The organism is Acidobacteriota bacterium, from assembly GCA_034211275.1.
Taxonomy (GTDB): Bacteria; Acidobacteriota; Thermoanaerobaculia; order Multivoradales; family JAHZIX01; genus JAGQSE01.
In genome coordinates this window covers 155,351-169,529 of record JAXHTF010000001.1, presented here as the reverse complement: position 1 = coordinate 169,529, position 14,179 = coordinate 155,351, and the positions used below count along the sequence as shown (strand labels likewise).

Genomic DNA, 14,179 nt, shown 5'->3' with positions numbered 1-14,179 from the left:
TCAGGTCTTGCAGCTGACGCCGTAGACGTGGCAGGTCCAGCAGGCGGCGTGATCCAGGGGATAGGAGCCCAGGGTGTCCGCCAGCTTCTCGCCCATGCGGCCGGCGGGCTCGTTGACCAGGATTGGACACACCCACACTCCCTGCTCGGTGACCATGCGGCAGGAGCTGCACTGCAGGTGGTCGGTGGCGCCCTCCGGCAGGTCCTCGGCACGCAGCCGCTGCCAGCTCTCGTAGGTACCCCCGCGCTCCGCCTCGGCGCCGATCTGGAAAACCGGCAGCACCTTGAGTCGCGGTTTGTCGATGCCCAGACCCCGCAGCAGCTCGAAAAAGCGCTCCTTGCCCGCGGCGCTGCCGGAATCGCTGTACACCTCGGTCACCGTCAGCACCGGGTTGAGACCCACCGCCACCAGGTTGCTCAGGGCGTCGAGGACCCGCTGGAAGGTGCTCGGGCCGCGGATGGCATCGTTGCTCTCGGCGTCGTAGCCGTCGAGGGAGATGCGCAGGTCCAGCGAATACTCCGAGGCGTCGGCGAGAGCCTTGAGGCGCTGGCAGCGCTCCGCATCGAGGAGCAGGCCGTTGGTCAGCACCGACGCCGGACCGACCTCGAGGGTAGCCTCCAGGATGGCCTCCATCTGCGGGTTGAGAAAAGCCTCGCCGCCGGTGAAGTAATACTCCTTGACCCCCAGCGCCACCGCCTCCTCCAGCACCTCCCGGACTCGCTCTAGGGACAAATGGCCGTGGGTACGGTTGGTAGGGGAGCTGGAGACGAAACAGTGGGTGCAGGCGAGATTGCACAGGGTGCCGGCGACCTGGAACCACAGGGTGTCCAGAGAATCCAAGGCGACCCGCGGCGCAGCCTCTTCGCTTTTCGAGAGCGCAGTCTTCGAGAGCGCAGTCTTCGAGAGCGCGGTCGTCGGGGCCGCCGCGGCGTCTTCCTCCGGGGCCAGCACGGGTAGAGGATCGCGAGCCATCAGGAACCGGCGTGCCGGGGGCGCGAAGGACGAGAGAGAAGGTCGGAGGCGCTCAAGGTCGAAGAATGGGTCGCTCGGTTTGGGGTCAAAGGGTCGGAAATGTTCGGAGCCTCGGAATCTTCAGGTCGCGAACATCGGGCCGCACGAGGTGCCGCTGCCACGGGCCAGAACGAATCTCGGCGCAACGGCCGCACCCGAGTATACGCGCAGGCCCTTGATTCAGATCTCTGTGGTTGAGATCCAGCCGGTATACTCGGCGCGCAAGGGGCTTGCCAAGCCCAACCCTGGATTCCCCGCACCGGGCACCGTCGCCGGCCCCTCTCTCCGGGCTGGGCGGCTGCCGGAGCGCGTGCTTCCTCGGTCTGGCCCATCCGCGAGCCCCCATCCGCGGCCGGGACGCCGAATGACCGGCGTCCCGAATGACCGGCCTCCAAGCCCGCGGCGGACTCAAAAACCACCGTGCTCAGATTTCTCGCCCTTGCGTTCCCCGCCATCGCCCTGATGATCTCTCTATTCCATTTTGGCTGGGATGCTCTCGACCTGGGCGCCGACCTCAACCTGGCGCCGCGGGTGCTTTTCGCCAGCTGGTTGCTGGAGGCGGTGGGGCTGATCACCCTCTTCCTGCTCATCCACGGCGCCGGCCGCGGGCGCTTCCTCGCCGGCATCGCCGCCGGCTGGATCGCCTGGGTTTTCCGCGGGCCGCTCTTGGTTCTCACCCTCGCCGGCGCTGCCCGTATCGCTCCGGAGCCCTGGTGGAATGCCACCCTCGGCTGGCTCGGCCTCTACACCCTGTGCGGGATCCTCCTCGCCCTGCTGGCCCGGCGGACGGGATTCGACTCCTAGGTGCCAGCCTTGCCCCCCTCTCCTCCGCCTCGTGGAAAGCCCTCGGCCGCAGCCTCCCCCGGGCCCCGCATCGCCGCCGTGGGCCAGGGCTTCCCGGCTCATTACTACGACCAAGAACAACTCCTCGGCGCTCTCGAATCGCTGTGGGGGGACCGCTTCTTCAACCCCCAGCGGCTGCGCCGGCTGCACCGCAACGTGTTGGTGGGAGGGCGCCACCTGGCGCTGCCCATGGAGCGCTATGCCGAGCTCGAAACCTGGGGTCAGGCCAACGACGCGTGGATCGAAGTGGCCCTGGAGGTCGGTGCCGCGGCGGTACAGGACGCCGTGGCCCGGGCCGGGCTGGAGCTGGCGGACATCGGTGCCCTGATCTTCGTCACCGTTACCGGAGTCGCCACGCCGTCCCTCGACGCCCGGCTGATCAATCGCCTGGGGCTGTCGCCCAATCTCACTCGCTTACCCATCTTCGGCCTCGGCTGCGTCGCCGGCGCCGCCGGCATCGCCCGGGCCACCGACCTGGTGCGCGCCGACCCTCAGAAGGTGGCGGTGCTGCTGTCGGTGGAGCTGTGCTCCCTGACCCTCCAGCGGGAGGACCTGGAAGTAGCCAACCTCATTGCCTCCGGCCTCTTCGGCGACGGCGCGGCGGCGGCGGTGGTGGTGGGGAGTGAGCGGGCTGCGGATCTGGCTGCGGATCTGGCAGGGGACGAAGCGGAGAATGCTCTCGGGGGATGGCCGGAGATTCTCGCCACCCGCTCCGTCTTCTACCCGGACAGCGAGGGGGTCATGGGCTGGGACATCTCCGAGCGCGGCTTCCGCATCGTCCTGTCGCCGGAGGTGCCGACCATGGCCCGGGACCACTTATGCCGGGACGTGGACGCCTTCCTCGCCGATCACGGCTTGGGCCGCGGCGACATCGCCCGCTGGATCTGCCACCCCGGCGGACCCAAGGTCCTGGAGGCCATGGCGGAGGGTTTGGAGCTCCCCGACGGCGCCCTCGACGTGACCTGGAGAAGCTTGCGAGAGGTGGGCAACCTCTCCTCCAGCTCGGTGCTGCTGGTGCTGCGGGAAACCCTGGAAAGCCACCGCCCGCCGGCGGGTAGCTACGGGCTGCTGCTGGCCATGGGCCCGGGTTTCTGCTCCGAGCTGGTGCTGCTACGGTGGTGAGAAAAGACAACCCATTCTGCCGGCCTGTCTGCCGGCCTGTCTCCTGGACCTAGCCGCCATGACCGAATTTCTCGGCCTCGACACCCGCCAGCTCTACCTCGGGCTCCTCGCCCTGGTGGTGGTGGAGCGTCTCTTCGAACTGCGGCTGGCGCGGCACAACCTGCGCTGGGCCGAAGAGCACGGCGGCGTCGAGGCCGGCGCCGGCCACTTCCCGGTGATGGTGGCGGTGCACACCCTCTTCCTCATCGCCTGTCCGCTGGAGGTTTGGTTTCTCCACCGCCCCTTCGTTCCGGCGTTGGCGCTGTCCATGACCCTGCTGCTGGCGGCCACCATGGGCCTACGGTATTGGGCGGTCAAGACCCTCGGCGTCCGCTGGTCGCCGCGGGTGGTGGTGGTGCCCGGGCTGCCGGCGGTGAACGCCGGCCCCTACCGCTTCCTGCGTCACCCCAACTACCTGGCGGTGGTGCTCGAGGTCGTCGCCCTGCCGATGATCCACGGCGCCTGGCTCACCGCGGTGGCCTTCTCCCTGGCCAACGCCGCGCTGCTGGCGGTGCGTATCCCGGCGGAGGAGGCTGCGCTGGCGGAGCACAACGACTACCAGAACCGGCTGGGAGATCGCGCGGCGCTGCTCCCCGGGAGGCGCGGATGAGCGATGTGGCGGTTCTCCGGGCGACGGTGCTCGAAGGCATTGAAGAGGTCGCCCGCCGGCACCTCCACTGGCAGGGAGCGGTGCGCCGGGAGATGCGGCTGGTGGAGGATCTGGAGCTCGACTCCATGCGTCTCTTCGTCCTCGCCGCCGAGGTGGAAAACCATTTCCGCATCGCCCTCGACGAAGCGGACGAGTTGCGGCTGGTCACCGTCGGCGACCTCGCGGATCTGATCCTGCGCAAGCTGACGTCTCGAGATCAGAGCGAGCCGAGCCCTAGCGGGTAGATGCCATGAGCGCCCCCACCCTCACCGCCCAGCTCGCCGCCGCTGCATCCTCCGAGGGCGCCACCGGCACCGGCGGGTTGCGCTTCCTCGACCGCCGGCTGGAGGAGCGCTGGCTCGGCTGGGGGGAGCTCCACCACCGCGCCCGCCAGGTGGCGGCGGGTCTTGCCGCCCTAGGAGTCCAGGCAGGGCAGCGGGTGGCCCTGATCTACCCCACCGGCGAGGACTTCTTCGCCGCCTTCTTCGGGATCCTCGCCGCCGGCGCGGTGCCGGTGCCCCTCTATCCGCCGGTGCGCCTCGGTCGGCTGGGGGAGTATCAAGAACGCACCGCCGGCATGTTGCGGGCCGCCGGCGCGCGGCTGGTGCTGGCGGAGGGCCGGGTGGCGCGGCTGTTGGGACCGGCGGTGGAGATCGCCCGCCCGCCGTTGGGCGTGCGCCGTCTCGACGAGCTCGCTGAGGGGCTCTCCGGGGGGCTCGACGGGGCCGGCGGGCCAGAGCATACGGCCACCGAGGACGAGCTGGCGCTGGTGCAATTCTCCTCCGGCACCACCGTCGCCCCCAAGCCCGTGGCCCTCTCCCACCGCGCCGTGGTGGCCCAAACGCGGATCCTCAACGCCCACTGGCCGCCGGACGCGGCGGGCCTGCCCACCGGCGTCAGCTGGCTGCCCCTCTACCACGACATGGGGCTCATCGGCTGCGTCTTCTCCGCTCTCGCCCTGGGTACCGAGCTCACCCTGCTGCCGCCGGAGGATTTCGTGGTGCGGCCGGCGCTGTGGCTCAAGGCCTTGTCCCGCACCCGCGCTGCCGTCTCGCCGGCGCCCAACTTCGCCTACGCCCTGGCGGTGGAGCGTATCCGCGACGACGAGCTAGCCGGCGTCGACCTGAGCGCCTGGCGAGTGGCCTTGAACGGTGCCGAAACGGTGGCGCCGGAAGTGCTCCGGGCCTTCTGCCGCCGCTTCGCCCGCTGGGGCTTTCGGCCCGAGGCCCTGACGCCGGTCTACGGCCTGGCGGAAGCCGCTCTGGCGGTGACCTTCTCGTCCCTCGACCAGCCCTTCGAGAGCCGCCGCTTCCAGCGCCGGCCGCTGGTGGAGGAGGGCCGGGCGGTGCCCGCCGAAGGGGCCGCCAGGGAAGCCGGGTCTCGGGAAGTCAGCTCTCCGGAAGCCGGGTCTCGGGAGGGTGCGGGTGAAGAGGACCAGGAGCCCGCCACGGAAATCGTCTCCGTCGGCCGGCCGCTGCCGGGCTTCGAGCTGGAGATCCGCGGCGACGACGGCGCCCCCGTCGGCGAAGGCCGCGCCGGCCGGGTGTGGATCCGCGGCCCGTCGCTGATGGAGGGCTATCTCGATCAGCCCCAGGCCACCGCCGCGGCGCTCCGGGACGGCTGGCTCGATACCGGCGACCGCGGCTTTCTCTCGGAGGGTGAGCTCTACCTCGCCGGCCGCGCCAAGGATCTCGTGCTGCTGCGCGGCCGCAACTATGCGCCGGAGGAGATCGAGCAGGCCCTGGACCCCCTGCCGGCGGTGCGCACCGGCTGCGCGGTGGCCGCCAGCTATCTGCCGGAAGGCGCCGATGGCGAGCAGCTGGTGCTGCTGGTGGAAGGGCGCCGCGGCGCCGGTCGGCAAGAGCTCGCCGACCTCCCCGAGGCCTGTCGCCGAGCGGTCTTGGCGAAGGTCGGGGTGCGCGCCGAGGAAGTAGTCGTGCTCGCCCCCGGCACCCTCCCGCGTACGTCGTCGGGCAAGCTCCGCCGGAGCACGGCGCTGGAACGCTGGCGTCTGGGCACCCTCGAAGCGCCGGATTCGGTCAACCCCCTGACCCTGGGCCTGGCTTTCGGCCGCAGCGCCATCGCCTACGCCCGCGCCGGAGGACGCAAGGGCCATGGCTGAGAACCCCAACGGGAGCCCCATCGTCGTCGTTGGCGCCGGTCCGGCGGGGCTGGCGGTGGCCCTCGGGGCTCGCCAGCGGGGCCTGGAAGTCCTGGTCCTCGACCGTCGCCACCCACCGCTGGACAAACCCTGCGGCGAGGGCCTCATGCCCGATGCCGTCGCCCGCCTCGACGAGCTCGGCGTCCGCCTCGACCCCCGGGCCACCGCCCCCTTCCGCGGCATCCGCTACCTCGACGGCGAGGTGGTGGCGGACGGCCTCTTCCCCCACGGCGGCGGTCTCGGCGTCCGCCGATTGGAGCTCCACCGCGCCCTGGTGGCGCGCTGTCACGAGCTGGCGGTGGAGATCCGCTGGGGCCAGCGGGTGACGGGAGTGCGCAGGCTCGAGAGCCGGCGGGGGGCGCCGCCCCGGGCCGTCGTGGAGACCGCGGAGGAAGAGATCCCCGCCCGCTGGGTGGTGGCGGCGGACGGCCTGCGCTCGCCCCTGCGCCGGCAGGCCGGCCTCCAGGCTCCCGAACTGCGCCGGACGAAAGAGCACCGCCGCTTCGGCCTGCGCCGGCACTACCACCTGGCTCCGTGGAGCGATCGGGTCGAAGTCTATTGGGCCGACGGCTGCGAGGCTTACGTCACGCCGGTGGCTGCTGGCGAGGTGGGCGTGGCGATGTTGTGGGGCGGCGACGGCCGGGGCTTCGACCAACTGCTGGAGCATTTCCCGGCCCTCGCCGAACGCCTCGAAGGCGCCGTTCCGGCGAGCCGCGACCTCGGCTGCGGCCCCCTCCACCAGCGGGTGCGCCGGGTCACCCGCGGCCCCCTGGCCCTGGTCGGCGACGCCTCCGGCTATCTCGACGCCATCACCGGCGAAGGCCTGGCCCTGGCCTTCCACCAGGCCGCCGCCCTGGTCGACGCCCTCGCCGCCGGCAACCTCCGCCCCTACGCCCGCGCCCACCGCCGCATCGGCCGCCTGCCCAACACCCTCACCGCCGTCCTCCTAGCCATCGAACGCCGCCCCCGGCTCCGCCGCCGCGTAATCCGCACCCTAGCCGCCGACCCCGCCCTCTTCTCCCGCCTCCTCGGCATCCACGCCCGAACCCTCAAGCCCACCCAGCTCGGCTTCGATGGGGCCTGGAGACTGGTGCGGGGGTTGGCGGGGGCCTAGGCTTCGCTCCTTAGAGCAGACAACGGAATGCTCGCGACTCTGCCGAGTTGACGGTGCTTGCAACCCAACTGAACATCGAGTTGTTGCAGCTGGCGTTGCCATAGGCCTCGACAGCAGGTCCAGAGTTGCCGCTGCTACTTATGACGACCGCTGCAGTATTGGATCCCCATTCCCAATTGCCGGTCATGTTGCTTATCCCGAATGAAGTGGCGTTGAGACAGCTGAGCCGCCATTCGAAAGTTTCAGGCAGTCGCATCCCCAACAGCAAGCAAGTGGCTTTAGCGGTTTCCCAAGTGGTCGCGGTTCGCTCATCACGTTCTATCACCCAGCCAAGATCTCCCACGTCGCAGTTACCCCCGGTGGGAGGCTCAGAGATGGTGTGGATGTCCGCTTGGATCGCGCCGGCCTTCAGGCAGATTTCAGTATAGGGCTCGGCAGGGGTGAAGTCTTGGATTCGGTTGTTGTAGATACCAGAGTTCGCGGTTTGTGAGCCGCCGGTGGCAGCAGCGGTTGTCTGCAACGTACCGTCCGGAAACCTAACCCCGCCGGACGTCGTCTCGAGGATTCCATCAGCGACAAGGCCCTGTGTGACAGCGGTTGGGCCGTCGAGAGTAATTTCACCACCACCGACGACAGTGACATTTTCCGGGATGTTCTCGAACGAGATAATCTGAATGGTTGCACCCTCCTCCTGGGCCACCACCGGCGGATGACTCAATAGTCCCGATGCGCTAAGGAGAATAAGCCCGAGAAATAAGTAGCGAAGAAACATGACGAGATCCTTTCTGGAAAGGCGCGTACCAAAGCCCTGATAAAAAGAGTGACTGGTTGAAGAAGCACTACCCCAACAGCCCGCAGCCATAAGACCGGAAGCATGGCGCACGATGAGCAATTATAATTCGACTGGTAGTCCTGGGCGAGGAGTATCTTCGAACATTCCTGCCGGGTGGCTATTGTTTGTCGTAGAAAAGGCCTCGTCGACTATGGGCTGGCCAACCTATCCCGTCTTCACGCAACCGCGACTGCGAGGGGCCTACGGATCCTTCCACCGCAGACGGTTTCGGGCCGTCACCGAAGGTCTAGGCATCTGCTGCTTGAGACGATCAACCACTTATGGGATATGAACCGGGTTTTGGATTGCTAACCAGCAGGACAGCTCGCCCAGAGGTGGTACAGCTGTGCCTTGAGAGTCGTCGTGGAGAAGTCCTCTAGGTACAGCGCGCCCGATGAGTACCGGCTCTCCACCAGCCACGTGGAGCGGAACAGCCTCACCATCCGGACCCACATGAAGCGGATGACCCGGTTGACCTGCGCTTTCTCCAAGAAGTGGGAAAATCTGCGGGCTGCCTTCGCCCTTACACTTCGCCTTCTACAACTTCTGCCGGTTCCATCGCTCCCTGCGGATGAACCCGGCGATGAAGGCGGGCGTGGTGGCTAGCCCTTGGAAGATGGCGGACTTGCTGGCGGCTTGATGGCCAATTTCAGAAGTCGAGCTTCACCGTTGACACCCAAGTGCAGCTGAAAAATGGACCGGCAAGGCAGTGGATCAAGTGGGATTGGAATAATGACCCGCTCGGGGGAAACGTGAGTCGCTTCGATAGAGAAAAGCTGCTCGCCATCTGGACTTCTCCAAACGACACCGACTGAGTAGATGGCATCTGTGCATTCGGCGAGAACGTTTTCGGCGCGAAGCTCTTCAAGAACCCCAGCCGTCACTTCGAGCAGATGACTTGGATCGGGATCTATAGCGAGGCCCCTAGTGTCATCCTCGGAGGCAGGCTGAAGCCGCACCTTGTAACCGAGCGGCTCAAGTCTACTGTCGAACTCTGGCTCCCTGAATCTCATGAGGGCCACGGTTTTGAGCCTCAGCTTGTGGTAAGCCCAGAACTGTCCCCAAATCATCAGGATCACTCCGCCTGCAATCGTCACCTCAGATGGAACAACAAGGCCGAATCGTCTCTCGATCCAATTAAGACCTAAAGTAGAGAGGAAGACGACCACGCCGCCAAGAAAGGCGATCACGGCGCCCACAGCCTCTCGGACGTACTCGACCAGAGATTTCCAGATCTGCCGTCCCATACCAACCCCCACAGCCTCCACGCGCCGGCCCCACGCCGTCGCGCTCTGCGGGGAAGTCTAGCGGAACGGGTCAAACGCCTACCTACGGCCTACCAACAGCCCATTAGGACACCACCCGCCTCCACCCACCCTCCCCGCCGCTGCCGCGGACGGGGTAATATTGTTGTTTCAACGGAATTTCCCACGTGGAACTCATGAAGCGCTGGCTCCCCCAACTTCGTAGGCCGAGAGTTCGCCTCGGCCTGCTGCCCCGACTGCTCCTCGCCCTGGCCCTGGTGGGCTTGGTGCCGCTGGTGATGGTGACGGCGGATCGGCAGCGGGTGGAGGAGTCGTTGCGGGAGCAGGTGCTGCGTACCCATGCGCTGGCGGCGCGCAATACGGCGGATCGGGTGGCGGGGTATTTGGATCTGCATCGGGCGGTGGCGGATGCTTTGGCCAACAATCCGCAGGTTTATGGGGATCCGTCCTCTCCCGCCACCGGCGAGCTGCTGGCGGGGCTGCTCCAGGGGCAGGAGACGGTCTATGCCCTGGCGCTGACCAATATCGAGGGGGAAGAGTTCCTCCGCGCCCAGCGGCGGGAGGGGGCGGCGGCGGCGGAGGTGGCGCTGCGGGCGCCGACCAGCCGCGAGGTGACCCATCTGACGGCGGACGGAGGAGAGTGGTTGCGGCTGGACATCCCCTTCGCCGACGCCAGCGGCATGGTGCGGTTGCTGGCGACGGCGCGGCCGCTGGCGGAGCTGCTCCGCCCGAAGGAGATCGGCCGCGAGGCGGAGCTGGTGGTGGCGGACGAGGGCGGCCGGGTGGTGGCCGGATCCTTGGCCAGTCTCGACGAGCTGCCGCCGTCGCTGGTGGCCAAGGCGGTGAGCGGGCGCATCTCCGGCGCTGCCGGTGAGGACGAAGCGGTGGTGGGGGCCTTCTCGCCGGTGCCGGCGGTGCCCTGGGTGGTCATCTCCACCCAACCCCGGGAGGTGGCGGAAGCGGTGGCGGCGCGGCTGCGGCTGCGCACCCGCATGGCCGTCGCCGGCGCCATCTTCGCGGTGCTGGTGCTCTCCCTGGCGGCCTGGGCCTCGGTGGTGCGGCCCATCCGCGACCTGGTTCGCGCCCAGCGGGCGTTGGTGGGGCTGACGACGACCCCCGGCGGCACGGAGATCGAGCAGTTGCAGGAGTCTTTCTCCGTTCTCGAGCGCCGGGTCAAGGCGCGGGAGGCGCTGGACGAGGTCTTTCTCGGCCGCTACCAGGTGCTGGAGGTACTGGGGGAGGGAGGCATGGGTACCGTCTTCCACGGTTGGGACCCGACGCTGCAGCGGCCGGTGGCCCTCAAAACTCTGCGGCTGACCCAGGAGATGGAGGAAGAAACCCGCCGCAAGCGGGTCTCGGAGTTGCTCCACGAGGCGGTGGCGGCGGCGCGCATCAATCACCCCAACGTGGTGGCGGTCTACGACGTGGTGGAGAAAGACGAGCTGGCCTTCATCGCCATGGAGATGGTGGAGGGTCGGTCCTTGGAGGATTTCCTGGGGTTTCACCGGCGGCTGAGCCCCGGCCAGGTGGTTTCCGTCGGGCGACAGATTGCCCTCGCCCTGGGCGCCGCCCACGAGCGCGGAATCGTGCACCACGACGTCAAGCCCGGGAACGTGTTGCTGGGGCCCGACGGCGAGATCAAGGTTGTGGATTTCGGCATTTCCCGCTTCCTCTCGTCGCTGGCGGAGGAGAAAGACAAGGTCTTCGGCACCCCCGGCTATCTGCCACCGGAGGCGCTGCGGGGGAAGGGCTACACCGAGGCCGGCGACCTCTTCGGTCTCGGTGCCATCCTCTACAACTGCCTCACCGGGCTGCGGGCCTTCCCCGGCACCAGTGTTCGGGACGTGGTCACCCGCACCCTCTACGATGAGCCCCCGCCCCCGTCGGAGTCCGCTCCCGGCGTGCCGCCGGAGCTGGAGGCGGTGATCCTGAAGCTGCTGGCCAAAGATCCCGAGCAGCGCTTCTCCAGCGCCGGCCGGGTGGCGAGGGCTCTGGCGGTGCTGGAGGAAGAGGTCCTGAGCTTGGAGTCAGAGGGTTTGCAGTCAGGGGATGACGAAGGGTTTTCCCGGGGAGAAAGCCGGAAAGAAAGCCAGAAGAAAGAAAGGAACTCTCGCGATGCAGCAGACATGGGCCGTTCTCGCCTTCTCTCTACTGTGCCTTTCCGTGCCGCGCCCGGCCGTGGCCGCTGACGCCCCGAAGGCTGTAGAACAAGATCCCCCCCAGACGGTGGAAGAGCCCAACGAAGGGTCCGCCGAGGAGCCGGTTGAAGGAACCGTCGAGGAGCTGGTCGTACCGCCGGGGGTCTGGGTGGAGCTGGCGAGGCCTGCGAACGCCGTCGCCGTGGAGGCGGCCCTGGGAGGCGGGCTGTTGCGGCCGGTGGGTGGGCGGCTGCGGGCTCCCGAAGCCGGGGACCACTGGCTGGCGGTGGCCTCCCGGGACGCCGCCGGAACCCGCTCGCCGGTGCGCTGGCTGCGGCTGCGGGTGGACGGCACGGCGCCGCGCCTGGAGGTGACGGTGGAGCCGCCGCCGGTGGCCGCCGCCGCCGAGGATTCTCGCCGGGAGCCCTGGATCGCCCCCGCCAGCCGTGCCCAGGCGAAGGCGGAGGACGCCCCGGCGGGGGTCGCCGCCCTCGCCCTGGAGGCCGGCGCCAACCACCTGATGATGCGCGCGGAAAGCCTGAGTCTGGAACTACCCACTGCGGGGGAGGTGGAGCTGACGGCGCGGGCGGAAGATGCGGTGGGCAATGCCGCCGATGCCGAGATCCGGCGCTTGCGGGTGGACGCCCGGGCGCCGACGGGAGAGGTCGTTCTCGAAGGGCCGACGGTGACCCGCGGAGACCGCGTCCTGGCGCCGCCCTCACTGGTGGTGACGGCGCGGGTAGAGGACGGCGAGAGCGGGGTGGCGAGCTGGACTCCCCGCATCGGCGGCGAGGAAGTGTCGGCGGAGCGTTGGGCCGGCCCATGGACCGCCGGCCGCTACTCCCTCGACGCGGTGGCGGAGGATCGGGTAGGCAACCGCGGCGCGCTGCCCGGGGTGACGGTGGAGATCGACGATGAGGGGCCGGAGGTCGCCTGGACCTTCGTCGGCGCCGAGCCCCACCCCGCCGGTGTAGCCCCGGCGGGGAAGGAGAGCGCCGGGGAGCGAGTCTATCGATCGCCGGTGCTGGTGCGGCTGACGGCACAGGACCCGGCCCGGGTGGCGTCCCTCCATTGGTCTCCCGACGGCTCGGACTGGCGGCTTCTGGAACTGGCGGAAAGCCCGGAGACCACCACCGCCGCGGTGCAGACCCACGGCCCGGGATGGCTGCGGGCGGCTGACGGCGTCGGCAACCGGAGCCGTCAAGAGGTGACGGTGCGTATCGACGACGAAGCACCGATGCTGCGGGTGACGGGCCCCCGGGGCGAGGTTCCCGCCGGCGAGCTGGTGGATCTGAGGCAAGGCGAGACGATCTCCATCACCGCCGAGGACCCGGGCTCCGGCATCGCCGCCGGTGAAGCCACGCTGGTGGGCTGGCTCGACGGCCGGCCCTTGCCCCAGGAGCTGAGCTTTCCCACCCGCGGCCGCTATCGCCTGCTGGCCTGGGCGGAGGATCGGCTGGGCCATCGGGCGGAAGCGCTCTGGCAGATTCATGTGGACCGATCGGAAGAGCCCGCGAACCGGCGGGAAGAAGAGGTGCAGCCATGAGCCGCCGAAAGCATTCCATCGCCGGGCTCCTGGCCCTGGCCGCCGCCCTCCTCGCTCTGCCGTCCCTGCCGGTCCAGGCTCAGGACCCGGCCCGCCTAGCGCCCCTGCCCCATCCCGGGGACGAGGTCTCCTGGTACGTGGTGAAGGAGGGGGACACGCTGGAGGAGATCACCGGCCGCACCCTCGGCGTGGCCTATCTGTGGCCGGAGAATCACCGCCTCAATCCCACCATCCGGGATCCCGACCGCCTGCGCATCGGCCAGCGCATCCGCATCATCACCTCCCGCGCGCCGGCGGCCCGGGAGGCGGAGGTGACCCTGGTCTCGCGGGTGGTCAAGACCCAACGCTTTCCCAGCCGCCAGGAGGAGGACGCCTACGTCGGCGCCCGCCTCCAAGAGAGGGATGGCGTGCGCACCGCGGAGAGCTCGTCGGCAGAGCTGACTTTCGAGGAGGAGCGCAAGCTCTTCATCGGCGAACGCTCGCTGGTCTTCCTGGAGCGGGTGGATTCCACCCTCACCGGGGTGCAGCGGGAGTCCATCGAAATCCGCCAGGGCATGGCGGAGGTCACCGAGCGTGCCAAGGGAAAGCGCCGCAGCGAGATCGAGATCATCGTCGGCGAGGCCCGGGCGCGGCCCCAGCCCGGCGCCGGCGAAGCCGCCCAAACCCGCGCCAGCCGCCCCGCCGACGGCGGTGCCCGGGTGATGGTCTACGGCGGCAGCAGCGAGGTGGAGGCCGCCGGCGAGACCGTCGAAGTGCCTCAGGGCATGGGCACGGCGGTGCCCGAGGACGGCCCGCCGGCACCGCCGGAAAAGCTCCTCCCCGCCCCGGCGCCGGTTGCGCCGGCGGCGCGGCAGGCCTTCGACTACTCGAACCCCCGCTTCCGCTGGCAACCGGTGACCGCCGCCGTCTCCTACGTGGCGGAGGTGTGCGCGGACCGCGAATGCTCTGCCCTGGTGCGCCGGCAGGACGCCCTCACCGACACCCTCTGGGAGCCCGAGCCTCTACCCCCAGGAGCCCTCTTCTGGCGGGTGACGGCGGTGGCGGAGTCCGGCCTCGACGGCTACCCCAGCGAGCCCCGCCCCTTCGAGATCGCCTCGCCCCGGCCGGACCTGCTGGCCCCGGCGGTGGCGGCGGCGTTGGTGGGGCCGGGGACGACGGACTCTGAGGCAGAGAAGACGGTGGCGATGTTGGGCGCCCAGGGACGCCTGGAGCTCCACGCCGCCGACGACATCTCCGGCGTCGCCACGGTCCAATACCGATGGGGCGGTGGCGAGTGGCGCACCTACGCCGGGGAGCTCCTCGAGCCCCCAGCGGGCTCCGGCCCTCACCAGCTGGAGGCCCGGGCACAGGACCACCGCGGCCGCTTCTCCGAGCCCTGGATTCTGGAAGTCCACCGCTCCGCCACCGCCCCCGAAGCTCCGGAGGTGCGCTGGCGGCCTTGATCCGCTCTTCGCCAGCG

Annotated in this window: 12 protein-coding genes; 9 read left to right on the top strand and 3 right to left on the bottom strand. The window is 69.2% G+C overall.

Annotated elements, in window-relative coordinates; genetic code table 11:
• The gene (locus SX243_00475) at nucleotides 1–972 is read right to left on the bottom strand and encodes a radical SAM protein (GenBank protein MDY7091423.1); all 972 of its coding nucleotides are present in this window, start codon (nucleotides 970–972) and stop codon (nucleotides 1–3) included.
• Nucleotides 973–1,431: 459 nt separating this feature from the next.
• Between SX243_00475 and SX243_00470 the strand changes: the two genes are divergently transcribed.
• Genes SX243_00470 through SX243_00445 form a run of 6 tightly spaced genes read left to right on the top strand, consistent with a single transcriptional unit; the run spans nucleotide 1,432 to nucleotide 6,939 of the window.
• On the top strand, nucleotides 1,432–1,815 hold the full coding sequence (locus SX243_00470) for a hypothetical protein (GenBank protein MDY7091422.1): 384 nt from the start codon (nucleotides 1,432–1,434) through the stop codon (nucleotides 1,813–1,815).
• A 9-nt stretch (nucleotides 1,816–1,824) separates the two neighbouring features.
• Nucleotides 1,825–2,976 carry a 3-oxoacyl-[acyl-carrier-protein] synthase III C-terminal domain-containing protein gene (locus SX243_00465; GenBank protein MDY7091421.1) on the top strand — a complete coding sequence of 384 codons (1,152 nt, stop codon included), beginning with the start codon at nucleotides 1,825–1,827 and terminating at the stop codon, nucleotides 2,974–2,976.
• 58 nt (nucleotides 2,977–3,034) lie between these two features.
• The gene (locus SX243_00460; GenBank protein MDY7091420.1) at nucleotides 3,035–3,625 is read left to right on the top strand and encodes an isoprenylcysteine carboxylmethyltransferase family protein; all 591 of its coding nucleotides are present in this window, start codon (nucleotides 3,035–3,037) and stop codon (nucleotides 3,623–3,625) included.
• Nucleotides 3,622–3,909: an acyl carrier protein gene (locus SX243_00455; GenBank protein MDY7091419.1), complete on the top strand. Its 288-nt coding sequence runs from the start codon at nucleotides 3,622–3,624 to the stop codon at nucleotides 3,907–3,909. Before SX243_00460 ends, SX243_00455 begins: the two co-directional genes overlap by 4 nt.
• A gap of 5 nt (nucleotides 3,910–3,914) precedes the next feature.
• A complete protein-coding gene (locus SX243_00450; protein MDY7091418.1) occupies nucleotides 3,915–5,786 on the top strand; it encodes a fatty acyl-AMP ligase in 1,872 nt (623 codons plus the stop codon).
• Entirely contained in the window at nucleotides 5,779–6,939 is a 1,161-nt protein-coding gene (locus SX243_00445; GenBank protein MDY7091417.1) for an NAD(P)/FAD-dependent oxidoreductase, read from the top strand. Before SX243_00450 ends, SX243_00445 begins: the two co-directional genes overlap by 8 nt.
• A gap of 10 nt (nucleotides 6,940–6,949) precedes the next feature.
• On the opposite strand, the gene SX243_00440 is transcribed toward SX243_00445, so the two are convergent.
• Entirely contained in the window at nucleotides 6,950–7,711 is a 762-nt protein-coding gene (locus SX243_00440; GenBank protein MDY7091416.1) for a hypothetical protein, read from the bottom strand.
• Between the two features lie 662 nt (nucleotides 7,712–8,373).
• The gene (locus SX243_00435) at nucleotides 8,374–9,018 is read right to left on the bottom strand and encodes a hypothetical protein (protein ID MDY7091415.1); all 645 of its coding nucleotides are present in this window, start codon (nucleotides 9,016–9,018) and stop codon (nucleotides 8,374–8,376) included.
• Between the two features lie 194 nt (nucleotides 9,019–9,212).
• Between SX243_00435 and SX243_00430 the strand changes: the two genes are divergently transcribed.
• Genes SX243_00430 through SX243_00420 form a run of 3 tightly spaced genes read left to right on the top strand, consistent with a single transcriptional unit; the run spans nucleotide 9,213 to nucleotide 14,162 of the window.
• Nucleotides 9,213–11,225 carry a serine/threonine protein kinase gene (locus SX243_00430; protein MDY7091414.1) on the top strand — a complete coding sequence of 671 codons (2,013 nt, stop codon included), beginning with the start codon at nucleotides 9,213–9,215 and terminating at the stop codon, nucleotides 11,223–11,225.
• Nucleotides 11,215–12,720 (top strand): hypothetical protein, encoded by a 1,506-nt coding sequence (locus SX243_00425; GenBank protein ID MDY7091413.1) that lies wholly within the window; start codon nucleotides 11,215–11,217, stop codon nucleotides 12,718–12,720. The genes SX243_00430 and SX243_00425 overlap by 11 nt, the downstream gene beginning before the upstream one ends.
• Nucleotides 12,717–14,162, top strand: coding sequence for a LysM domain-containing protein (locus tag SX243_00420; GenBank protein MDY7091412.1), 1,446 nt, complete (start codon nucleotides 12,717–12,719; stop codon nucleotides 14,160–14,162). The genes SX243_00425 and SX243_00420 overlap by 4 nt, the downstream gene beginning before the upstream one ends.
• The last annotated feature ends 17 nt before the right edge of the window (nucleotides 14,163–14,179 follow it).